This window comes from Roseateles cavernae, assembly GCF_040187885.1.
GTDB lineage: Bacteria > Pseudomonadota > Gammaproteobacteria > Burkholderiales > Burkholderiaceae_C > Roseateles_E > Roseateles_E cavernae.
This window is the reverse complement of the sequence record NZ_JBDPLH010000001.1, coordinates 457,518-477,517: the sequence shown is the minus strand read 5'-3', so window position 1 is coordinate 477,517 and position 20,000 is coordinate 457,518. Positions and strand designations below refer to the sequence as shown.

Here is a 20,000-nt window from a genome sequence, read left to right as displayed (position 1 = left end):
TTGGATGATGCGTCGTGCTGCAAAAGCAGGCCGGTTGGGCAAGCCGCGCACCCGCGAGGCGATGAGCGCGAGCAAGTCCGCGACCCTGAAGCTGAAGGTCCCGATGCCTGTCCTGATCGCCCGTGGCACATCCCTGGTCAAGCAGCCAGCCGGCGCGGCGAATTTCTTCGCCGACATCTGCATGACCGCGTTCTCGACCAGGCGCTGGCAGGCCTTAGTTTGGGTGGAGGATTTGCCGTGCCTGACAATGCCTGTTGCATTAAAGAAACCTGCCCGGGCGGTCGCCCTTGCTGTCCATGGGCCAGCCCGCAACTTCACCGGAAATCGATATGTCAGGCCAAGAAACCACCGCCAGCGATGTTGCCGCTGCTGCAGCCGAGGCGACGCTGGGCACGGACCTTGTTGTCCCAGCGTCGATCACCGCCGCGCTGAGCGGCTGGGCCCGGCAGCTGGCCGAGAACGCGGCCGTGCCGCTGCGTGACAGTCTGGCGCAAACAGAGGGCGAGCTGGCCGCACTGCGGCAGTCGAACGAGCAGGCCTTGGCCCAGCTGGCGGAGCGCGATGCCAGCATCGAGCGGCTGACGGTGGAGCTGCGCCATGCCCGCGATATCGCCTCCAACGCCCTGGTCGGCAAGGCCAAGGATCAGCTGGCCATCGAGGGCAAGGACGCCCAGCTCGCCGAGCTGCGCCGCCAGCTCGAGCGCCAGCTGGCGAGCGCGGCGGGCGAGTCCGATGCGCGCCTGGCCGCCGAGATGGAGCTGGTCGGCGCGGTCACCGCGCGCGACAACCTGGCCGCCGAGGTCGCGGAGCTGCGCGCCCAGCTCGACGCCGGCCGCGCCGCGCGCGGCGCCTGATGCCGTGAGGGCCCGTGCCCTGACAACATAAGAAACACAGCGATACGCGGCGCGAAGCGCGGCCGATACCTGCGTTTCTGACACTGCCTCTCGTGCGCCGGTCCGGCGCGTCGACCCGAGAGGCCCTGATGAGCATCCCCCTGTCCGCGCTGCTTCGGCGCCACGCCATTGCGCTGCTGCTGGGCTCGATGGCCGGCGCGCTGTGGGCGCAGGACGATGGCATGGAGGCCTTCAAAGCCGTCTTTGCCGCTGATAGCCTGACGGGGCTGGAGCAGCTGATCGCGCGGCAGCAGCGCAGCGGCAAGCCCTATCCGATCGACCCGATGGGCGGCGCCACCGTGCTGCACAAGGCGATACACCTCGGTGCGGGCGAACCGACCTTGCAGCGCCTGCTGGACGCGGGTCTGGACCCCAACGCGCGCACCAGCGACGATGCCGAAACCACTCTGCACTTTGCGGCCCGCTTCGGCTGCGGGCCGTGCGCCCGGTTGCTGATCGCCCGCGGGGCCCGCATCGATGCGCTGGATGCCGAGGGTCGGCAGCCCATCCATATGGCCGGCGATGCCGTGGTGGAAGCCTTGCTGGACGGCGGTGCCGATCCGCTGGCCACCGACCCGCGCGGCAACGTGCCCCTCCACACGGTGTTCCACCCGCGCCTGCTGGTGGCCGGGGTGAATGTGCGCAACCAGGGCGGTCTCACGCCGCTGCACTTTGCCGCGCTCCATGACAGCGTGCGCGGCATCGACTGGTTGCTGGCGCAGGGGGCCGACCCGCAGCTGCGCACCACGGCACCCTACCGATACCGGGCTCCCATCATGTCGCGCGCCTTCGGGCCGGGCGAGCCTCTCGCCGTCGGGGCGCGCCCGCTGGATCTGGCGCGCCAGCGCGCCGAGGCCACGGCCTGGAACCTGCAGACCCACAAACGCGCCGTGGCCCGCCTGGAGGCGGTGACGAAGCCGCGTTGGCTGGGCCTGTGGTGAGGCGGCCCGTGATGAGACAGCCACGACTCCTGCTCGTGCTGCTGCTGGCGCTGGTCTGGCGGCCGCTGTGGGCCGAGGACTTTGCCGGTTTTCATGCCCGCTTCCGTGCTGCCGTCGGCGCCCAGGACGGCCCGGCCCTGGCCGGGCTGACCCGGCTGCCCTTTCTGTTCGAGGGCCGCGCGTTGGACCGTGCCGGTTTCCAGCGCGATATGCCCCGGCTGCTTTTTGCCGACGCCCAGCGCCGCTGCCTAGCCAGGCAAGCGGCGCTGCCGGATGGCGGCGATCGCCGGGTCGTGTTCTGCCGGCCCTACGCCTTCTATTTCGGCCGTGTGGACGGCCAGTACCGCTTCCTCGAGTTCGCCGCCGATGGCGAGGACGCCCCCTGAGCCATCGGCACCCCCCACCCTCTGAAGCAAGGAGTCTTGCCATGAAACCCTGGAAAAAGATCGCCGTCGCCCTGCTGGGCCTGGCCGCCGTGGCGGTTGGCGCCGGCCTCTATCTGACCGCCGGCCTGGCCGGCACTGCCGACCAGTTCTTCAGCGCCGCACGCCAGCAGGACATGGCCGGCGCACGCGCGCTGCTGGCCCGCGAGCTGCGCGACAGCCTCGGTGAAGAAGGCCTGACGCGCCAGCTGCGCGGCCAAGGCATGAACGATATTGCCGGCACCAGCTGGTCGGAGCGCAAGGTCAGCGGCGCGCGCGGTGAGCTGCGCGGCACGCTGGAGGCGGCGAGCGGCGCCACCATCCCGGTCAGCATCACGCTGGTCAAGGAAGGCGATGCCTGGCGCATCCAGGCCATCGGGCGCGACCCGGCCGGCATCGCCGACGCCACGACCCCGCAGCCCGCCTTGCCCGATGAGCGCGCCAAGGCCGAGATGGTCAAGCTGGCGATGCACGAGTTCACCGTCTCGACCCGCGAGCGCAGCATGGCGCGTTTTCACCGCAATATCTCGCAAACGTGGCAGCGGCAGTTCAGCGTCGCCAAGCTCGACGAGGCCTACCGCCCGCTGTTCGACATCGGCGACCTGACCGTGCTGAACAAACACGAGCCCCAGATCGAGGCCGCGCGCGTCGACGCCCAGGGCGTGCTGGTGCTGCCCGGGCACTACCAGCTGCAGAAAAGCCGTGTGGACTTCGAGCAGCGCTATGTGCTGGAACAAGGCCAGTGGAAGCTGCTGGCCTTCGATCTGGAGGTTCGCAGCTGAGCTCAGAGCCCGCTGCGCTCGGCCTTCAATTCCGGATGCCGCAGCGCCGGGCCGTCGGGCTGGGCGCCGCCGTCCTTGGAGGCGCCGCCCCAGCCGTGGTCGGTCAGGTCGATGATGACGCCGTTCGGGTCGCGGTACTTGACCTCGTAGAAGCTGTTGCCCTTCACCGGCACCTCGCCCATGTAGTAAGTGCCGCCGGCGGCCTCGCACTCGGCGCGGGCCTGCTTGATCTCGTCGACCCAGAAGCCGATGTGGTGCAGGCCCACATAGTCGCGGCCGCGCTCGCCGGCGGCCTCGTCGGTCTTGTACTTCAGCAGCGCGATCGTCACGGTGCCGTCGCTCAGATAAATGCCGCGGGCCAGCGAGGAATCGGTCTCGCCGACCTTCTTCAGGCCGAAGGACTCGATGTAGAAGGGTGCGACGGCCCAGGGGTCGGGCACCGAGATCGCGATGTGGCGCAGCTTGCCATTAGCCATGAGAGGGTCTCCTGTGGATGGGTAAGTCAGTGGTTCGGGTGATCAAGATTATATGTATACATGATAATTAATGTGTATTCAATAAGCGCAAAACAAGGCTGTCTTGTGTCTGGCGCAGCTAAAATCGCCGGGGCCAGGTCTTGCGCGCGCGCCTGGCCTGGCGCTACGAACAAGGGCTGGCGCAGCCCGCACCCGGGGATTGATCACGCATGGCCAACAACGCATCCGCCGCCATCTGCCGCAGCCTGACCGAGGACATCGTCAGCGGCAAACTGCCGCCGGGCCAGAAGCTCGAGGAGCTGGTGCTGGCCGAGCGCTTCCAGGTCTCGCGCACGCCGATCCGCGAGGCGCTGCGCGAGCTGGCCGCGCGCGGCCTGATCGATCTGCAGCCGCGCAAGGGCGGCATCGTGCGCAGCATCGGGCTGAGCGATCTGTCCGACATGCTGGAGGCCATGGTGGAGCTGGAGGCGCTGTGCTGCCGCATCAGCGCCGAGCGCATGAGCGCGGTGCAGAAGAAGCAGCTGCAGATGCTGCAGCAGCAGAGCGAGGACTGCGTGGCGCGCGGCGACGAGGCCGGCTATCTGGAGCTGAACCACCAGTTCCACCAGCTGATCGGCGCCGGCGCGCAGAACCGCACGCTGACCGGCGTGCTCGACAGCCTGCGCGAGCGGCTGGCGCCGTTCCGTGCCGCGCAGAAAAAGGTCGAACGCCGGCTGACCGTCTCGCACGACGAGCACCAGGCGGTGATCGCGGCCATCGTCGCGTCGAACGCCGAGGCCTCCTACGAGGCGATGCGCAACCACACGGCCCGTCTCTCCATCAATGTGCTGGAGCTGCTGCGCGAGCAGCAGGCCGGCGAGGCGGCGGCAGCGCCGGCCGCGCGCCCGCGCCGTGCCGCTACCGCCAAGCCGGCCGCCAAGGCCGCGACGCGCGGCCGGCCGCGCAAGACCGCCGCCTGAGCCGCCACCAGGCATCGGCACCGCCCTCAGAAGCGGTGCGTGATGCCCAGGCCCAGGCCCTGCGGATCCTGGCCGGCCTGCAGCCCGGCCAGGCTGTTGGCCGACAGGTTGTAGAGGGCGTCGGCGCCGTTGCTGATGCGGGTGTAGGCGGCCCACAGTTCGGTGCGCTTGGACAGGGTGTGGCCATAGCCCAGCGACACCTGGCTGGCGCCCGAGTCGCTGCCCGGCCGCGCGATGCCGCCGATGGCCGCGCTGGCATTGCCGCTGGAGCGCCCGGCCCGCACATAGGAGGCGCGCAGGCTGCCGCTGGCGCCGAGCTGGTGGGTCAGGGCCAGCTGCCAGGCCGAGCGGCTGAGTTGCTGGCCCGGCGCCGGCTCGTAGCGCAGCCGCTCCCAGCTGCCGCGCAGCCGCGTCGGTCCGAATGAATAGGCGATGCCGACGCGGTGGGCGCTGTCGGCGCTGCCGGGGCCGAAATACTCGCGATGCAGCTCGTAGCCATAGGCGGCATAGAGGGGGCCCTGGCTGTAGCTGAGCAGGCCTGAGAACAGCTCGGGCGCGGTCTTGTCGGTCTTCTCCTCGCTGGGCGCCCAGGCCAGCCGGGCGCTGAAGCCCTGGATGCTGGGGCTCCAGTACTGGATCAGATTGGGCTGGCGGCGGTCGAAGGAGGCGGCCGCCGCGCCATTGGCCGCGGTCGCGAAGCCGTTGCCTATCAGGCTGTTGGAGGCAAAGATGCCGGCCGTGAAGGGGTCGACCGCATAGATCGAGACAAAGCGCAGCGGCGTCTCCCATTGGCCCAGCACCAGCTCGCCCAGGCTGCCCTTCAGCCCGATGCCGGTGTTGCGGCCGCCCCAGGGGCCCTCGCCGGTGTCGGCCCGCACATTGGTCTCGATCTGGGCCCAGACGCTGAGGCCGCCGCCCAGATCCTCGCGGGCGCGAAAGCCCAGCACCGAGAGATTGTTGGCCAGGCGCTTCAGGCTGCCGTTGCTGCCGCCGCTGACGATCTCGGCATCCACCTTCAGAAAGCCGTAGATGCTGACCGCGCTGCCCTCGGCCTGGGCCAAGGCGGCGCCGCCAGCGCCCAGCGTGGCCACAGCCAACAGTGCGGCCAGCCGGCTGGTCTTGCGCGACGCGGGGGTCGGAACAGTCTTCTTCATGACATCGGCCTCGTTGTGATGGGATGCTTCAATGATGTCATGTATACACAATACTTATTAAGTATCCAAATTATCCGAACTCCTTTGCGTTCCGGTGCTGCAATCGATCCAGAAACAAAACCACTGAATCAACAAATATTTTGCGTTTGTCTTGCTGCTCGGCCCTGTGTCCAATCGCCCCCATGCCTACCGAACAAGCCGCCAACCCCGACGCCGCCGGCTTTCTGCGCGTCGAAGACCCGGCCCTGCTGAGCGGGCGCGGGCGTTTTGTCGGCGATATCCGCCTGCCCGGCCAAGCCCACGCGGTCTTTGTGCGCAGCCCCCATGCCCATGCGCGGCTGCTGGGCCTGGAGATGGCCGAGGCGCGGGCCCAGCCGGGCGTGCTGGCGGTGCTGGGCCCGGCCGATTTCGCCGGCCTGCGCCAGCCCCGCGTCAACCGCCTGCTGGCCGGCATGACCCTGCCCGAGGCCGAGCTGGTGCCGGCCGACCGGGTGCTGGCGGTCGGTGCGCCCGTGGCCCTGGTGCTGGCCGAGAGCCGGGCCCAGGCCCAGGCGGCGGCCGATCTGGTCTGGGCCGACTATCAAGACCTGGCCCCGGTTCTGGACCACCAGAGCGAAGGCGCGCCCGCCCTCTATCCCGGCCTGCCCGACAACGTCGCGCTGCGCAGCGAGTTCGCCGTGGGCCGCCTGCCCGAGAGCCCGCCAGCGGCCGAGGCGCAGATCGCCTTGCCCCGGGTCGCACCGGCGCCGATGGAGCCGCGCGCCGCGCTCCTGAGCTGGGACGGCCGGGGCCTGCAGGCCTGGCTGTCGACCCAGACCCCCAGCCGCGCCCGCGAGGACCTGGCGCTGGCGCTGGGCCTGGCGCTGGAGCAGGTGCGCGTCGTGGCGCCCGATGTCGGCGGCGCTTTCGGCGGCAAGGCCTCGGTGTTCCCGGAAGACCTGATGCTGGCCTGGGCCGCGCGCCGGCTGGGCCGGCCGCTGCTGTGGCAGTCCACCCGTGGCGAGGACCTGCTGTCGGCCACCCATGGCCGGGCCGCGCGGCTGCAGGGCCGGCTGTGGCTGGACGCCGACGGCCACCTCGCCGCGCTGCAGGCCGATCTGCGCTTTGCGCTGGGCCACTGGCTGCCCTATAGCGCGGCCGCGCCGCTGCGCAATGCCTGTCGCATCCTGCCCGGGCCCTACCGCGTGCCGGTGCAGGCGGTGCGGGGCGAGGGCCGCTTGTCGAACGCCGCCGCGGTGGGCATCTACCGCGGTGCCGGCCGGCCCGAGGCGGCCATCCTGATGGAGCGGCTGATCGACGAGGCCGCCGCCGGTGCGGGCCTGGACCCGCTGGCGCTGCGCCTGCGCAACTGCTGGGCGCCGCAGCAGCTGCCCACCGACTGGCCCAATGGCCAGCGCCTCGATGCTTGCGATCTGCCGGCCCTGCTGCGCCGCGCCGCCGAGCTGTTCGGCTACGAAGAGCGCCGCGCCGAGCAGGCGCGCCGCCGCGCGGCCGGCGAGCTGCTGGGCCTGGGCATCGCCCTCTATGTCGAGCCCTGCGGCCAGGGCTTCGAGAGCGTGCGCCTGACGGCCCGGGCCGATGGCCGCTATCTGCTGGCCACCGGCGCCACGGCCCAGGGCCAGGGCCGCGAGACCAGCTATGCGCTGATCGCCGCCGAGGCGCTGGGCTGCGCGAGCGCCGATATCACGGTGGTCCATGGCGACACCGCCGCCTGCCCGGTGGGCATCGGTGCGCTGGCCAGCCGCAGCACGGCCATCGGCGGCAGCGCGGTGCTGAAGGCGGCCCAGCAGCTGCGTGCCGAGCTGGCCGCTGGCGCGGCATTGCCGCACACGGTGGATCTGGTGCACGAGGTCGCGCACGAGGCCTGGGCGGCCGGCTGCGTGATGCTGGCGCTGGCCATCGATCGCGAGACCGGCCAGCCCCGCATCGAGGACCTGGTCTGGGTCGACGATGCCGGCCAGGTGGTCGCGCCGGCCCTGGTCCATGGACAGCTGATCGGCGGCCTGGCCCAGGGCCTGGGCCAGGGCCTGATGGAGCGCCTGGTCTATGACGAGCAGGGGCAGCTTCTGAGCGGCTCGCTGATGGACTACGCGCTGCCGCGCGCCGACGACATGCCGGCGCGCCTGCGGCTCGCCAGCCTGCCTACCCGCAGCGCCGCCAATGCGCTGGGTGCCAAGGGGGTCGGCGAGGCCGGCTGCATCGGCGCGCCGGCCGCGCTGCTGAACGCCGCGCATGACGCGCTGCGGCCGCTGGGCGGCCGCCCGCAACTCGACTTTCCGCTGACGGCCGAGCGCCTGTGGCGGGCCCTTCAACAAGACAACACGGAAAGCAAGCGATGAACTACAGCAAGCAGGACGCCAAGGCCTATGCCAAGGCGCATTTCAACGGCGTCTGGGCCGCGACCCTGACACCTTTCGATGCCAGCGGCGCCGTCGACGAAGAGGGGTTCCGCGCCAATCTGCGCCACTGGATGGGGGGGCTGAAGCTCGGCGGGCTGTTCGTCTGCGGCAAGCAGGGCGAATTCTTCGCTATGTCGCTGGCCGAGCGCAAGCGCAGCTTCGAGATCGCCGCCGAGGAGGCCGCAGCCCTGGGTTCGCGCACTGTGATGTCCTGCTCCGACACCAATCTGGACACGGTGCTGGCGCTGGGCCGCCATGCCCAGGCGGTGGGGGCCGACTGGATCGTCGTGCACAGCCCGGTGCTGCATTTCGGCGCCGATACCGACGAGACCATCTACGAGTACTACCGCCATATCAGCGAGCAGCTGGACATCGGCATCGCGATGTGGAACCACCCCGATTGCGGCTACCTGATGAGCCCCGAGCTCTGCGCCCGCATCGCCCAGCTGCCCAATATCGTCGCGATCAAGTACAGCGTGCCGCGCGAGATGTATGTGGAGCTGAGCCGCCTGGTCGGCGACCAGATCCAGGTCAGCACCGCCTCGGAGGAGGAGTGGCTGGACAATATCGAGGAGCTGGGCTGGCGCCTGTACCTGTGCTCGACCCCGCCCCTGCTGCTGCAGACCGGCGCCGACCAGCGCATCAACGATTACACCCGCCTGGCCTTCGAGGGCAGGTTCAAGGAAGCCAGGGTGGTGCGCGACAGCCTGGAGTCGGCGCGCCAGGCCTTCAAGGCCTGCAAGCCCAAGGGCAAGCCGCAGGCGCACAGCAAATACTGGCTGGAGCTGCTGGGCCGCGTCGGCGGACCGGTGCGCCGGCCGCTCTTGCCGCTGACCGAGGCCGAGAAGGCCCGGATCCGGGAGCAGTTCGCCCTCAGCGGCCTGAAGCTGGACTGAGCGCGATGCCGCGCCTCACGCTCACCGTCAACGGCCAGGCGCAGGACCTGGACCTGCCGGCCAATACCTTGCTGCTGGACCTGCTGCGCGAGCGGCTGGGCCTGAGCGGCAGCCATCGCGGCTGCGACACCGCGCAGTGCGGGGCCTGCACCGTGCTGCTGGACGGCCGCGCGGTCAAGGCCTGCAATTTGCTGGCCTTGCAGGCGGCCGGCGCTGCGGTGCAGACGGTCGAGGGCCTGGCGCCTGCGGGTGGCTGGCATCCCTTGCAACGGGCTTTCTCCAAGCACCATGGCCTGCAATGCGGCTTCTGCACGCCGGGCATGCTGATGCGGGCCTGCGCGATGGCGCAGGAGGACGTGCCGGCCGAGCCCGGCCCCGTCAGCGCGGCGCTGGCCGGCAATCTGTGCCGCTGCACCGGCTACGAGGGCATCGTCTCTGCGGTCTGCGAGGGCCTGACGGTGATGCGCGAGGGTGCGGGCCATGCATGACTTCGAGTACTGCCGTCCCGGCTCGGTGGCCGAGGTGCTGGCCCTGCTGCGCGACGGCGTCGATGCCAAGCTGCTGGCCGGCGGGCAAAGCCTCTTGGCGGCGATGAAGCTGGGCCTGATGGCGCCGGCGCGGCTGATCGACCTGGGCGGCATCGCGGCGCTGCGCGAGAGCCGCGAGCAGGGCGGCCGCTTGCAGCTGGGCGCGATGCAGACCCATCGCGAGCTGGCCGCGTCGGCAGCGCTGCGCGCCTGGGTGCCGGGTCTTGCCACCCTGGCCGGCCATATCGCCGATGCCCAGGTGCGGGCGATGGGCACGGTGGGCGGCTCGGTGGCCAATGCCGATCCGGCCGCCTGCTGGCCGGCCGGGCTGCTGGCGCTGGACGCGGGCTTTGTGACCGACCGGCGCGAGCTCGCCGCCGATGATTTCTTCACCGGCTTCTTCGGCACCGCGCTGGCGCCGGACGAGCTGCTGTGCGGCCTGGGCCTGCGCCGGCCGCGGCGTTTTGCCTATCTGAAGATCGAGCAGCCGGCCTCGCGCTTCGCGCTGGTGGGCGTGGCCGTGGCCCAGCTGGACGATGGCGCGGTGCGCGTCGCCGTCAGCGGCACGACCCAGGGCGTGCAGCGCCTGCCGGCCTTCGAGGCCGCGCTGGCGCGCCGCTTCGAGCCGGCCGCGCTGCAGGGCTTGCGCGTCGATCAAGACCTGATGGCCGGCGATCTGCATGCCGGCTCCGACTACCGCGCCCATCTGGCGGCCGTGCTGGCCCGCCGTGTGGTGCATCAAGCCCTGGAGATGGCAAGGTGACGCAAGACAACAAAGCAATGAGAGTGGCCCTGATCGGCCACGGGGCGATAGGCCGCGTGATCGCCGCCGAGCTGCTGGCCCTGGGGCCGGCCGCCGGGGTCGAGCTGGTGGGCGTGCTGTGCCGCCATGCGGAGGAGGGCGCGGGCCTGGCCGTGCCGGTGCTGACCGAGATCGAAGCGCTGCTGGCCCTGGGCTCGCAGCTGGTGGTCGAGGCCGCCGGCCACGAGGCGGTGCGCAGCCATGGCGAGGCCTGCCTGGAGGCCGGGGCCGATCTCTTGATCGTCTCGGTCGGCGCGCTGTCCGACGCGGCCCTGCTGGAGGCGCTGCAGCGCAAGGCCGGCGCCGAGGGGCGTCAGGTCTTGCTGCCCTCGGGCGCGCTGGCCGGGCTGGACTGGCTGCAGGCGGCGCGGCTGGCCGGTCTGGACAGCGTCTGCTACCGCTCGCGCAAGCCGCCGCAGGCCTGGCGCGACACGCCGGCCGAGGCCTTGCTGGACCTGGCTGCGGTGCGCGAGCCGACTGTGTTCTTCCGCGGCACGGCCCGCGAGGCGGCGCGCCAGTATCCGAAGAATGCCAATGTGGCCGCCACCCTGGCCCTGTGCACGCTGGGCCTGGATCAGACCCGGGTCGAGCTGATCGCCGACCCGCAGGCCAGCGGCAATGTGCATGAGATCGAGGCGCACAGCCGGGTCGGCCGTATCAGCCTGCAGGTGCAGAACCTGCCCTCGCCCGACAACCCCAAGACCTCGCTGGTGACGCCTTACTCGGCGCTGCGCACCATCATGGCGCGGCGCGCCGCCGTGAGCGTTTGACCGCGACCGGAGCCTGCAGATGCGTCCTCAGATGCTCGACCATGGCGCGCGCCGCAGGCGACAGCGAGCGCTGCTTCAGCTGCGCCAGGCTCAGCTGGCGCAGCACCTGCGGCTCGATCAGCGGCACGCCGACCAGACCCTGCGGCGCCGCGCCACCGGCCTTCAGCGCATAGGCCGGCAGGATGGCCACACCCAGGCCGGCGGCGGCCATCGCCATCGCGGTGCTGATATGGGCCACTTCCTGGGCCGGCCGCGGGCAGCCGCCCAGCGGCGCAAAGCTCTGCTCGACCAGGGCGCGCAGCCCGCTGCCGGGCTTGATCAAGAGCAGCGGCTGGTCCAGCAGATCGGCCCAGCGCAGCTGCCTGGCGCCGGCCAGCGCGTGGCCGGCGGCGCAGACCAGCACCATGGGATCGGCCAGCAGCGGCTCGAACTGCAGATCGGGCTCGGCCGCGTCGTCGAAGGTGGCCAGCGCCAGGTCCAGCTCGCCCAGGCGCAGCTGGCCGACCAGCTGGTCGGCGCTGGCGTCCAGCAGGCTCAGCGCGATGCCGGGATGGGCGGCCTGGAAGCTCTGCATCAGCTCGGGCATCATGCTGGCGGCCAGCAGCGGCGTCGTGCCCAGGCGCACCCGGCCGCGGCGCGCCTCGGCCACCGCGCGCAGGTCATGGGCGGCGTGGTCGAGGTCGGCCAGCACCCGCTCGACGGTGGGCACCAGCTCGTGGCCGGCCTCGGTCAGCTCCAGCCGGCGCGTCGTGCGGTCCAAGAGGCGCAGGCCCAGCTCGGCCTCCAGCGCGCGTATCAAGGCCGACAGCGCCGACTGGCTCAGGAACAGCTGCTGGGCCGCGCGGGTGAAACTGCCCTCGCGTGCGACGGCGGCAAAGCCGCGCAGCTGCTTCAGCGACACATTGGCGGGCCGCAGCTTGTGGGCGGCCGAGTTGGGAAGGTCGTTCGACATGGGCGGCCGGATCATAGATGGAGACTTTTCTAAATGCTTAAATTTGGACCCCCGCTGAATCTGCAGCGCTGGATCGCCGCGCACGCGGCCGAGCTGAAGCCCCCGGTGGGCAATCAGCAGATCTGGCAGGACGCCGATTTCATCTGCACCGTGGTCGGCGGCCCTAACCAGCGCACCGATTTCCACGACGACCCGCAGGAGGAGTTCTTCTACCAGCTCAAGGGCACGGCCCATCTGCTGCTGTGGGAGCGCGGCCAGTACCAGCGCGTCGATCTGCGCGAGGGCGACATCTTTCTGCTGCCGCCCCATGTGCGCCACTCGCCGCAGCGACCCGAGGCCGGCAGCGTCTGCCTGGTGATCGAGCGCCAGCGCGCCGAGGGCGTGATCGACGCTTTCGAGTGGACCTGCGCCCATTGCGGCAGCCTGGTGCTGCGCCGCGAAGTGCAGCTGCAAAGCATCGTCAAGGACTTGCCCATGGTCTACCAGGCCTTCTACGACACCCCGGCCGAGCAGCGCCGCTGCCCGGGCTGCGGCGAAACCCACCCCGGCCGCGCCTGGCGTGACTGGCATGCGGTGCTGGCCGCCACGCATGGCCACGCCGCCGTGCCCCTTTCCAAGGACCTGCCCTGAGATGCTGATCAAGAACGAGAAACTGCTGCGCTGCGGCCAGGCCGCGGCCTGGGCGGCGCTGAACGACGATGCGGTGCTGCAGGCCAGCATCCCCGGCTGTGAGAGTCTGCGGCGCAGCGCGCCCGAGCAGCTGGAGGCCGTGGTCGCCGCAGCGCTGGGCCCGGTGCGGGCGCGCTTCACCGGCCGCCTCAGCTTTGCTGACATCGAGGCGCCGTACGGCTACCGGCTCAGCTTCGAGGGCCAGGCCGGCCCGGCCGGCTTCAGCAAGGGCACGGCCAGCGTGCGGCTGACGCCGCAAGGCCCGGACCAGACCCTGCTCAGCTACGAGGCCCAGGTGCAGATCGGCGGCAAGCTGGCCCAGATCGGCTCGCGCGTGATCGAGGCCGCCGCGCAGAAGATCATCGGCGAGTTCTTCGGCCGCTTCGAGGCCCAGCTGGCGGCGCCGGTCGCGATCCCTGCGCCCACCAGCATCGGACTGTGGGCCCGTTTGTTGCGCTGGCTGCGCGGCCGGCTGTTCTAGGCCGGTAACCCGGCTTGCCGTATTCTTGGCCCCGTCTGGGCTGCGGCGGGAGGCCGTTGTGTATCGTCAGAAAAAGCGCTGGATGCTGCTGCTCGTGCTGGCCGGCTGCCTGGGCCTGGCGCAGGCCGGGCCCGACTGTTCGCGCCCGCTGAGCCTGGCCCTGCATGACCACGGCCTGCTCTATTCGGCCGAGACCGGCGAAGGCATAGACAAGGACATCGCCGACGAGCTGGCGCGGCGCAGCGGCTGCCGCTTCCATGTCTCGCTGCTGCCACGCGCACGCATCTGGCAGCTGATCGAATCGGGCGCGCTGGACTTCAGCCTGTCGGGCATCAGCAACGCCGAACGCGAGAAATTTGCCGCCTTCGCCTGGTATTTCTCCAACAAGTACTACCTGCTGGTGCGCCGCGATGCCCAGGTCGCGCGGCTGGAGGACTTCGAGCGCAACCCCCGGCTGAAGCTGGGCGTGATCCGCAGCTTCCGCTACAGCGCCAGTGCGAATCGCCTGGTCGATCTGGTCGATGCCCGGCAAGGCCTGACCCTGTCCGCAGGCCTGGCGCCGCTGTTCAAGGCCTTGCAGGCCAATCAGATCCAGGCCATGATCGTCGAGCCCTTCGACTACCCGACGCTGGAGTCGGAGCGCATCCGCGAGCTGAGCCAGATCATCGAATTCGGCGATCCACCGGTGCCGCACGGGCTGATCATGTCGCGCGCCAGCCTGTCCGAGGCCGAGCAGGGCCACTGGCGGGCCCTGGTCGACGAGATGCGGCGCGACGGCTCGGTGCAGCGCATATTTGAGAAATATTTCAAAGCCGAGCTGGCAAGGGCTATGGTTCGGTTCTGACATCGAGGGTCCACACCTTGAGCACAATCGGTCCACAGGCCATGGGTTTGCGCTGGCGCGGCTTGCCGTGGCTGGTGCTGGCCGCTGGCCTGGGCCTGAGTCTGCTGGTCTGGCAGCAGCAGTGCCGCCACGAGGAGCGGCAGCTGCGCGCCGCCTTCGATGCCAGCCTGCGCGATGTCGGTCAGCGCGTCGAGCAGCGCATGGCGGCCCATGAGCATCTGCTGCAGGGGCTGCGCGGTTTTGTTGAGGCCTATCCGCAGACCGATGCGGCAGCGCTGCGCCGCTATGTCGATGCCTTGCCGCTGGGGGCTGACTATGCCGGGCTGCAGGGCCTGGGCCTGGCCTTGCTGGTCGATGCCACCGAGCTGCCCGAGCTGCTGCGCCAGCAGCGCCTGGCCGGCAACGAGGCCTTCCGGGTTTGGCCCGAGGGCCAGCGCCCGCGCCATGCCCCGGTGGTGCAGATCGAGCCCGGCGTCGCGCGCAACCAGCTGATGTTGGGGCGTGATCTGCTGGCCGAGCCGCTGCTGGCCGAGGTGCTGGAGGCGGCGCGCGACTCCGGCCGGCTGGCGCTGTCGACCAAGCTGGCCCTGCCTGGCCCGCAGACCGGCAACCCGGCCGGCTTCCTGATGGCCTTGCCGATCTACCGCGGCAATGAGCCGCCGGTCTCGGTGACGCAGCGGCGCGAGCGGCTGCGCGGCTGGGTGGTGGCGCCGGTGCTGGTGCAGGAGCTGATGGCCAGCCTCTACGGCGAGCTGCCGCCCGGCCTGCGGCTGACGCTGTACGACGGCCAGGAGCTGGCCGCGGACCGGCTGCTGTACCGCTCGGTGCTGGCGAGCGCGGACGAGCCCGTCCGGCCGCTGCTGCAGGCCCAGGAGTTTCTGGTGGTGGGCGGCCACACCTGGACGGTGAGCCTGCAGGCCCAGCCGCGTTTTGCCAGCCTGCGCGGCGCGCTCGGCACCGAAGCCGTCTTGCTGGCCGGCGCCGGCCTGTCGGGGCTGCTGTCGTTGCTGGCCTGGTTGCTGGCCACCTCGCGGGGCCGCGCGCTGGCGTTGGCCGAACGCATGACCCGGGCGCTGCGCGAGAGCGAGCAGCGCTGGGCCTTCGCGCTGGAAGGCGCCGGCGACGGCGTCTGGGATCTGCACACCGCCGACGGCAGCATCAGCAGCTCGGCGCGCTGGAAGACCATCATGGGGCTGCGGCCCGGCCAGGGCGAGCCGAATCTGTCGCAGCTGCTGGCCTGCACCCATCCCGAGGATCTGCCGCGCCTGCAGTCCGAGCTGCAGCGCTGCCTGGATGGGCACAGCCCCAGCCTGGTCAGCGAGTACCGGGTGGCCGGTGGCAGCGGCGGCTGGAACTGGGTGCTGGCGCGCGCCACCGTGGTCGAGCGCGGCGAGCAGGGCCGGCCGCTGCGCATCATCGGCACGCTGTCCGACATCAATGCGCGCCGCCAGTCCGAGGAGCGGCTGCGCTTCATGGCCCTGCACGACCCGCTGACCGAGCTGGCCAATCGCGCCCATTTCGACGAGCGCATGCATTTCGCGCTGGCCAATTCGCGCCGCTACAACGAGAACCTGGGCCTGATCCTGCTGGACCTGGACCGCTTCAAACCCATCAATGACCAGTTCGGCCATGCGGTGGGCGACCAGCTGCTGCAGACCGTGGCGCGCCGCATCAAGAGCTCGGTGCGCGAGACCGACACGGTGGGCCGCATCGGCGGCGACGAGTTCGTCGTGCTGCTGACCGGCCCGGTGACGCGTGAGACCGCCCAGCTGGTGGCCGACAAGATCTTCAACCAGGTGGCGCTGCCGATGGAGCTGAACGGCCTGCACATCGAGATCACCTGCTCGCTGGGCCTGGCGCTTTACCCCGAGGACGGTCAGGACGAACTGAGCCTGACCAAGGCGGCCGACGACTCGATGTACCGCAACAAGCGCGCCGGCCGGCGCCTGATGGGCGGCGAGGCCCGCTCGCCGGGCGAGTTCAAAGCCCCCTGACCAGATCCATCGCGTCCTCGATGCGCTCGACCGCATGCACGGTCAGCCCCTCGAGATCCTTCTTCGGCGATCCCTTTGGCATATTGGCCTTGGGCACGACGGCGACGCTGAAGCCCAGCTTGGCCGCCTCCTTGAGCCGCTCCTGGCCGCGCGGCGCCGGCCGCACCTCGCCGGCCAGCCCGACCTCGCCAAAGGCGATGAAGCCCTTGGGCAGCGGCCGCCCGCGCAGCGAGCTCTGGATCGCCAGGAGCACGGCCAGATCGGCCGCCGGCTCGCTGATGCGCACGCCGCCGACCGCGTTGACGAACACATCCTGGTCCATGGTCGCGACGCCGGCATGGCGGTGCAAGACGGCCAGCAGCATTGCCAGCCGGTCACGGTCCAGGCCGACGCTCAGGCGTCGCGGGCTCGGCCCGCCGCTGTCGACCAGGGCCTGCAGCTCGACCAGCATGGGCCTGGTGCCCTCCAGCGTCACCAGCACGCAGCTGCCCGGCACCGGCTCGCCATGGGTGGACAGAAAGATCGCGCTGGGGTTGGCCACGCCCTTGAGCCCCTTGTCCGTCATCGCGAACACGCCGATCTCGTTGACCGCGCCGAAGCGGTTCTTGATCGCGCGCACCAGGCGGAAGCTGCTGTGGGTGTCGCCCTCGAAATACAGCACCGTGTCGACGATGTGCTCCAGCACCCGCGGCCCGGCCAGCGCGCCCTCCTTGGTGACATGGCCCACCAGCACCATCGCGCAGCCGCTGGCCTTGGCCGTGCGGGTCAGATGGGCCGCGCATTCGCGCACCTGGGCCACCGAGCCGGGCGCCGAGCTGAGGTGCTCGGAGTAGACGGTCTGGATCGAATCGATCACGCAGAACGCCGGCTGCTCGACCTCGATGGTCGCCAGTATCTTCTCCAGGCTGATCTCGGCCAGCACCCGCACCTTGGCGCCGGCCAGGCCCAGCCGGCGCGAGCGCATCGCGATCTGGGCTCCGGATTCCTCACCGGTGACATACAGCACCGGCAACCGGGTCGACAGATCGTCGATCGCCTGCAGCAGCAGGGTGGACTTGCCGATGCCCGGGTCGCCGCCGATCAGCACCACGCCGCCGGCCACGATGCCGCCGCCCAGCACCCGGTCCAGCTCCTCCTGGCCGGTGGGGGTGCGCTCGAAGTCGCTGGCCTCGATCTCGCTGAGCGTGGCCACCGGCTGGCTCTTGGCCAGGGCCTGGAAGCGGTTCTTGCCGCCGCTGCCGCCGATTTCGGCCGGGCCTTCGATCAAGGTATTCCAGGCCCCGCAAGCCGGGCATTTGCCCAGCCATTTGGCGCTGGTGCCGCCGCAGTCGGAGCAGGTGAAGATGGTTTTGTCTTTGGCCATGGGGGGATTGTCGCTGGCGCTTGAGGCCGTCTGGCCGCCAGGCGCGGGCCTGCAGATCTTCCAAGCGATGGAAGATTGGCCCGGTTTGCGCTCGTTTGCCGCACGACGCTAAAGCCCGCGACAACGCTTGCGGGCCCGCCCGTGCTACAAAGCTTGCCTGCGGCGGGCGATGAGCCCGCCGTCTTGCGTTCAGGAGCAGTGGTGATGGACTTGTCGGTGTGGCTGGCTTTTTTTGCGGCGTCCTGGGCGATCAGCCTGTCGCCCGGTGCGGGGGCGATCGCGGCGATGAGCGCGGGGCTGAACCATGGCTTCAAACGCGGCTACTTCATGACCTTCGGCCTGGTGCTGGGCATCCTGACCCAGATCGTCGTCGTCGGCGCCGGCCTGGGCGCGCTGATCGCGGCCTCGTCGATGGGCTTTGCCATCGTCAAATGGCTGGGCGTGGCTTATCTGGTGTTTCTGGGCGTGCAGCAATGGCGCGCGCCGGCCAAGCCCATGGTGGCGGCCGATGCCGAGGGCGCCGCAGTGACGACGCGCGGCCGCCTGGTGCTGCGTGGCTGGGCCATCAATGCGGTGAATCCCAAGGGCACGGTCTTTCTGCTCGCCGTCGTGCCGCAGTTCCTGGATCTGGGCCGCAGTCTGGCGCCGCAATACCTGGTGATCGCCGCGACGCTGTGCTTCACCGACCTGGTCGTGATGGCCGGCTACACGGTGCTGGCCGCCAAGGTGCTGGCGGCGCTGCGCTCCGAAGCCCATCTGAAGCTGCTCAACAAGACCTTCGGCTCGCTCTTCATCGCCGCCGGCGCCTTGTTGGCAACCTTCAAGCGCGTGGCTTGAACCCCTTCCCCTATCTTTGAAGGCGGGCCGCCGGCGCCTTGGCAATCGGGCGGCCCGATTTTTTGATGCCCACCATCGCGCAGCAACGCTGGCTGTTCTGGATTCCCACGCTGATCTGGGCCAGCACCTGGCATGTGATCCTCTACCAGCTGGCCTCGCCGGTGCCGGTGCTGAACTCGGTGGCCTGGCGATTTGCGCTGGCGGCCCTGTTGCTGGTGGCCCTGGCGCGCTGGCGCGGCGAGAGCCTGGGCCTGCCGGCCTCGGCCCATCTCTTGATGGCGGCCACCGGCATCGTGCAGTACAGCGGCAATTACTGGTCGGTCTACGAGGCCGAGCGCCACATCCCCAGCGGCCTGGTGGCCGTGCTGTTCTCGCTGATGGTGTTCGGCAATGCGCTGTCGGGCCGGCTGTTCTTCGGCCAGACGGTGACGCGGCGCTTTCTGCTCGCGTCCAGCGGCGGGGTGCTGGGCGTGGTGCTGATCTTCTGGCCCGAGATCGCCGCCACCGGCGCGCGGCCGACGGCGGCGCTCGGTCTGGGCCTGGGCCTGCTGGCGGTGCTGTGCGCCTGCATAGGCAATGTGCTGACCCTGACCCTGACCCGGCGCCAGCTGCCCCTGGTGCCCATCCTGGCCTGGAGCATGGGCTATGGCGCGCTCTTCCTGCTGGCGCTGTCGCTGGGCAGCGGGGCCGGCCTGCAGTTCGACACCCGACCGGCCTATCTGCTGTCCCTGCTCTATCTGGCGGTGTTCGGCTCGGTGCTCGCCTTCGTGCTGTATTTCAAGCTGGCCCAGGCGCAAGGGCCGGCGCGGGCGGCGCTGACCGGGGTCGTGATCCCGGTGATCGCGCTGCTGATCTCGGCGGTCTTCGAGGGCTGGCAGCCGACGGCGATGTCGCTGGCCGGCATGGGGCTGAGCCTGGTTAGCCTGTACTTCGCGACGCGCGTCGCTACTCGGTGACCCGGCCCCGCCCGGCCTTGATGCCCGAACGCAGCGACTTGCCCTGCAGCCGGCGCTGCTGCGAACCATAGGTCGGCTTGGTGGCGCGGCGTGCCTTCGGCGTGTGGGCCACGCTCTGCACCAGGGCGACCAGGCGCTCGATCGCGTCGGCACGGTTCATCTCCTGGCTGCGGTGCTCCTGGGCCTTGATCACGACCACGCCCTCGCCGCTGATGCGCTGGTCGCTTAAGTGCAGCAGCCGTTCCTTGATCAGCACCGGCAGGCTGGAGCGCTGGATGTCGAAGCGCAGATGGACGGCGCTGGAGACCTTGTTGACGTTCTGGCCGCCGGCCCCCTGGGCGCGGATGAAGCTGAGCTCCAGTTCCCAGGGCTGTGGCTGCCAGTCGAGTTTCAACAAGCCCCCGGCTGACGGATCTGCTGGAAGCGCTGCTCCAGCTCCTGGCGCAGTTCGCGGCGCAGCTGGGCCGAGGCGAAGCGCCGGCATTCGTCCGGCGTCACCGGCTTCAGCGGCGGCACCTTGGCCGGCTTGCCGGCGTCGTCGACCGCCACCATCGTGAAGAAGCAGCTGTTGGCATGGCGCACGATCTGGCTGCGGATGTTCTCGGCCACCACCTTGATGCCGATCTCCATCGAGGAACTGCCGGTGAAGTTGACCGAGGCCAGAAAGGTCACCAGCTCGCCGACATGGATGGGCTGGCGGAACATCACCTGGTCGACCGACAGGGTCACGACATAGCGGCCGGCATAGCGGCTGGCGCAGGCATAGGCGGCCTGGTCCAGGAGCTTCAGGATGGTGCCGCCATGCACATTGCCGGAGAAATTGGCCATGTCCGGCGTCATCAGGACCGTCATGCTGAGTTGATGTGCGGGCATGTCCATCTGA

General features: G+C 70.2%; 22 protein-coding genes. 16 read left to right on the top strand and 6 right to left on the bottom strand.

Going from position 1 to position 20,000, the window contains the following annotated elements; translation table 11 throughout:
• Positions 1 to 329: 329 nt before the first annotated feature.
• The 4 genes from ABGI63_RS02300 (at position 330) to ABGI63_RS02285 (ending at position 3,038) form a co-directional block, all read left to right on the top strand.
• Positions 330 to 854 (top strand): hypothetical protein, encoded by a 525-nt coding sequence (locus ABGI63_RS02300; protein WP_349740843.1) that lies wholly within the window; start codon positions 330 to 332, stop codon positions 852 to 854.
• A 128-nt stretch (positions 855 to 982) separates the two neighbouring features.
• Positions 983 to 1,834, top strand: a complete 852-nt coding sequence (locus ABGI63_RS02295; protein WP_349740842.1) for an ankyrin repeat domain-containing protein — start codon at positions 983 to 985, stop codon at positions 1,832 to 1,834.
• 11 nt (positions 1,835 to 1,845) lie between these two features.
• Positions 1,846 to 2,220 carry a hypothetical protein gene (locus ABGI63_RS02290; RefSeq protein ID WP_349740841.1) on the top strand — a complete coding sequence of 125 codons (375 nt, stop codon included), beginning with the start codon at positions 1,846 to 1,848 and terminating at the stop codon, positions 2,218 to 2,220.
• A gap of 41 nt (positions 2,221 to 2,261) precedes the next feature.
• Complete coding sequence (locus ABGI63_RS02285) at positions 2,262 to 3,038, top strand: hypothetical protein (RefSeq protein ID WP_349740840.1); 777 nt, start codon at positions 2,262 to 2,264, stop codon at positions 3,036 to 3,038.
• Between the two features lie 2 nt (positions 3,039 to 3,040).
• Here the strand turns inward: ABGI63_RS02285 and ABGI63_RS02280 are convergent, their stop codons facing one another.
• The gene (locus ABGI63_RS02280; protein ID WP_349740839.1) at positions 3,041 to 3,514 is read right to left on the bottom strand and encodes a VOC family protein; all 474 of its coding nucleotides are present in this window, start codon (positions 3,512 to 3,514) and stop codon (positions 3,041 to 3,043) included.
• Positions 3,515 to 3,723: 209 nt separating this feature from the next.
• On the opposite strand from ABGI63_RS02280, the gene ABGI63_RS02275 reads away from it, so the two are divergent.
• On the top strand, positions 3,724 to 4,473 hold the full coding sequence (locus ABGI63_RS02275) for a GntR family transcriptional regulator (protein WP_349740838.1): 750 nt from the start codon (positions 3,724 to 3,726) through the stop codon (positions 4,471 to 4,473).
• Between the two features lie 26 nt (positions 4,474 to 4,499).
• On the opposite strand, the gene ABGI63_RS02270 is transcribed toward ABGI63_RS02275, so the two are convergent.
• The gene (locus ABGI63_RS02270; protein WP_349740837.1) at positions 4,500 to 5,627 is read right to left on the bottom strand and encodes a porin; all 1,128 of its coding nucleotides are present in this window, start codon (positions 5,625 to 5,627) and stop codon (positions 4,500 to 4,502) included.
• 182 nt (positions 5,628 to 5,809) lie between these two features.
• Between ABGI63_RS02270 and ABGI63_RS02265 the strand changes: the two genes are divergently transcribed.
• Genes ABGI63_RS02265 through ABGI63_RS02245 form a run of 5 tightly spaced genes read left to right on the top strand, consistent with a single transcriptional unit; the run spans position 5,810 to position 11,021 of the window.
• Positions 5,810 to 7,966: a xanthine dehydrogenase family protein molybdopterin-binding subunit gene (locus ABGI63_RS02265; protein ID WP_349740836.1), complete on the top strand. Its 2,157-nt coding sequence runs from the start codon at positions 5,810 to 5,812 to the stop codon at positions 7,964 to 7,966.
• Complete coding sequence (locus tag ABGI63_RS02260; protein ID WP_349740835.1) at positions 7,963 to 8,922, top strand: dihydrodipicolinate synthase family protein; 960 nt, start codon at positions 7,963 to 7,965, stop codon at positions 8,920 to 8,922. The genes ABGI63_RS02265 and ABGI63_RS02260 overlap by 4 nt, the downstream gene beginning before the upstream one ends.
• A 5-nt stretch (positions 8,923 to 8,927) precedes the next feature.
• Positions 8,928 to 9,410, top strand: a complete 483-nt coding sequence (locus ABGI63_RS02255; protein WP_349740834.1) for a (2Fe-2S)-binding protein — start codon at positions 8,928 to 8,930, stop codon at positions 9,408 to 9,410.
• On the top strand, positions 9,403 to 10,212 hold the full coding sequence (locus ABGI63_RS02250) for an FAD binding domain-containing protein (protein ID WP_349740833.1): 810 nt from the start codon (positions 9,403 to 9,405) through the stop codon (positions 10,210 to 10,212). The genes ABGI63_RS02255 and ABGI63_RS02250 overlap by 8 nt, the downstream gene beginning before the upstream one ends.
• A gap of 17 nt (positions 10,213 to 10,229) precedes the next feature.
• On the top strand, positions 10,230 to 11,021 hold the full coding sequence (locus ABGI63_RS02245; RefSeq protein WP_349740832.1) for an aspartate dehydrogenase: 792 nt from the start codon (positions 10,230 to 10,232) through the stop codon (positions 11,019 to 11,021).
• Here ABGI63_RS02245 and ABGI63_RS02240 read toward each other — a convergent pair.
• Positions 10,990 to 11,973, bottom strand: a complete 984-nt coding sequence (locus tag ABGI63_RS02240) for a LysR family transcriptional regulator (protein WP_349740831.1) — start codon at positions 11,971 to 11,973, stop codon at positions 10,990 to 10,992. The two genes, ABGI63_RS02245 and ABGI63_RS02240, sit on opposite strands and share 32 nt — an antisense overlap.
• A gap of 33 nt (positions 11,974 to 12,006) precedes the next feature.
• Between ABGI63_RS02240 and ABGI63_RS02235 the strand changes: the two genes are divergently transcribed.
• From ABGI63_RS02235 to ABGI63_RS02220, 4 genes are all read left to right on the top strand, one after another.
• Positions 12,007 to 12,603, top strand: a complete 597-nt coding sequence (locus ABGI63_RS02235; protein ID WP_349740830.1) for a 3-hydroxyanthranilate 3,4-dioxygenase — start codon at positions 12,007 to 12,009, stop codon at positions 12,601 to 12,603.
• A gap of 1 nt (position 12,604) precedes the next feature.
• A complete protein-coding gene (locus tag ABGI63_RS02230) occupies positions 12,605 to 13,123 on the top strand; it encodes an SRPBCC family protein (RefSeq protein ID WP_349740829.1) in 519 nt (172 codons plus the stop codon).
• 82 nt (positions 13,124 to 13,205) lie between these two features.
• Positions 13,206 to 13,967 (top strand): substrate-binding periplasmic protein, encoded by a 762-nt coding sequence (locus tag ABGI63_RS02225; protein WP_349740828.1) that lies wholly within the window; start codon positions 13,206 to 13,208, stop codon positions 13,965 to 13,967.
• 17 nt (positions 13,968 to 13,984) lie between these two features.
• Positions 13,985 to 15,961 carry a sensor domain-containing diguanylate cyclase gene (locus ABGI63_RS02220; protein WP_349740827.1) on the top strand — a complete coding sequence of 659 codons (1,977 nt, stop codon included), beginning with the start codon at positions 13,985 to 13,987 and terminating at the stop codon, positions 15,959 to 15,961.
• Here ABGI63_RS02220 and radA read toward each other — a convergent pair.
• A complete protein-coding gene (gene radA / locus ABGI63_RS02215) occupies positions 15,948 to 17,324 on the bottom strand; it encodes a DNA repair protein RadA (RefSeq protein ID WP_349740826.1) in 1,377 nt (458 codons plus the stop codon). The genes ABGI63_RS02220 and radA overlap by 14 nt on opposite strands.
• Before the next feature lie 204 nt (positions 17,325 to 17,528).
• On the opposite strand from radA, the gene ABGI63_RS02210 reads away from it, so the two are divergent.
• Entirely contained in the window at positions 17,529 to 18,161 is a 633-nt protein-coding gene (locus ABGI63_RS02210) for a LysE family transporter (protein ID WP_349740825.1), read from the top strand.
• A 65-nt stretch (positions 18,162 to 18,226) separates the two neighbouring features.
• Positions 18,227 to 19,117 carry a DMT family transporter gene (locus ABGI63_RS02205; protein ID WP_349740824.1) on the top strand — a complete coding sequence of 297 codons (891 nt, stop codon included), beginning with the start codon at positions 18,227 to 18,229 and terminating at the stop codon, positions 19,115 to 19,117.
• Here ABGI63_RS02205 and arfB read toward each other — a convergent pair.
• Both arfB and ABGI63_RS02195 read right to left on the bottom strand, forming a co-directional pair.
• Complete coding sequence (gene arfB / locus ABGI63_RS02200) at positions 19,107 to 19,511, bottom strand: alternative ribosome rescue aminoacyl-tRNA hydrolase ArfB (RefSeq protein WP_349741696.1); 405 nt, start codon at positions 19,509 to 19,511, stop codon at positions 19,107 to 19,109. The two genes, ABGI63_RS02205 and arfB, sit on opposite strands and share 11 nt — an antisense overlap.
• A complete protein-coding gene (locus tag ABGI63_RS02195; RefSeq protein WP_137945714.1) occupies positions 19,508 to 19,996 on the bottom strand; it encodes an acyl-CoA thioesterase in 489 nt (162 codons plus the stop codon). The genes arfB and ABGI63_RS02195 overlap by 4 nt, the downstream gene beginning before the upstream one ends.
• Positions 19,997 to 20,000 lie beyond the last annotated feature (4 nt).

Coding starts and splice junctions, on each gene's coding strand:
- ABGI63_RS02210 (WP_349740825.1), top strand. CDS start 17,529: ATGGACTTGTCGGTGTGGCTGGCTTTTTTTGCGGCGTCCTGGGCGATC.
- ABGI63_RS02240 (WP_349740831.1), bottom strand. CDS start 11,973: ATGTCGAACGACCTTCCCAACTCGGCCGCCCACAAGCTGCGGCCCGCC.
- ABGI63_RS02205 (WP_349740824.1), top strand. CDS start 18,227: ATGCCCACCATCGCGCAGCAACGCTGGCTGTTCTGGATTCCCACGCTG.
- ABGI63_RS02300 (WP_349740843.1), top strand. CDS start 330: ATGTCAGGCCAAGAAACCACCGCCAGCGATGTTGCCGCTGCTGCAGCC.
- ABGI63_RS02280 (WP_349740839.1), bottom strand. CDS start 3,514: ATGGCTAATGGCAAGCTGCGCCACATCGCGATCTCGGTGCCCGACCCC.
- ABGI63_RS02235 (WP_349740830.1), top strand. CDS start 12,007: ATGCTTAAATTTGGACCCCCGCTGAATCTGCAGCGCTGGATCGCCGCG.
- ABGI63_RS02195 (WP_137945714.1), bottom strand. CDS start 19,996: ATGGACATGCCCGCACATCAACTCAGCATGACGGTCCTGATGACGCCG.
- ABGI63_RS02295 (WP_349740842.1), top strand. CDS start 983: ATGAGCATCCCCCTGTCCGCGCTGCTTCGGCGCCACGCCATTGCGCTG.
- radA (WP_349740826.1), bottom strand. CDS start 17,324: ATGGCCAAAGACAAAACCATCTTCACCTGCTCCGACTGCGGCGGCACC.
- ABGI63_RS02285 (WP_349740840.1), top strand. CDS start 2,262: ATGAAACCCTGGAAAAAGATCGCCGTCGCCCTGCTGGGCCTGGCCGCC.
- ABGI63_RS02265 (WP_349740836.1), top strand. CDS start 5,810: ATGCCTACCGAACAAGCCGCCAACCCCGACGCCGCCGGCTTTCTGCGC.
- ABGI63_RS02275 (WP_349740838.1), top strand. CDS start 3,724: ATGGCCAACAACGCATCCGCCGCCATCTGCCGCAGCCTGACCGAGGAC.
- ABGI63_RS02250 (WP_349740833.1), top strand. CDS start 9,403: ATGCATGACTTCGAGTACTGCCGTCCCGGCTCGGTGGCCGAGGTGCTG.
- ABGI63_RS02270 (WP_349740837.1), bottom strand. CDS start 5,627: ATGAAGAAGACTGTTCCGACCCCCGCGTCGCGCAAGACCAGCCGGCTG.
- ABGI63_RS02225 (WP_349740828.1), top strand. CDS start 13,206: ATGCTGCTGCTCGTGCTGGCCGGCTGCCTGGGCCTGGCGCAGGCCGGG.
- ABGI63_RS02255 (WP_349740834.1), top strand. CDS start 8,928: ATGCCGCGCCTCACGCTCACCGTCAACGGCCAGGCGCAGGACCTGGAC.
- ABGI63_RS02245 (WP_349740832.1), top strand. CDS start 10,230: ATGAGAGTGGCCCTGATCGGCCACGGGGCGATAGGCCGCGTGATCGCC.
- ABGI63_RS02260 (WP_349740835.1), top strand. CDS start 7,963: ATGAACTACAGCAAGCAGGACGCCAAGGCCTATGCCAAGGCGCATTTC.
- ABGI63_RS02230 (WP_349740829.1), top strand. CDS start 12,605: ATGCTGATCAAGAACGAGAAACTGCTGCGCTGCGGCCAGGCCGCGGCC.
- ABGI63_RS02290 (WP_349740841.1), top strand. CDS start 1,846: ATGAGACAGCCACGACTCCTGCTCGTGCTGCTGCTGGCGCTGGTCTGG.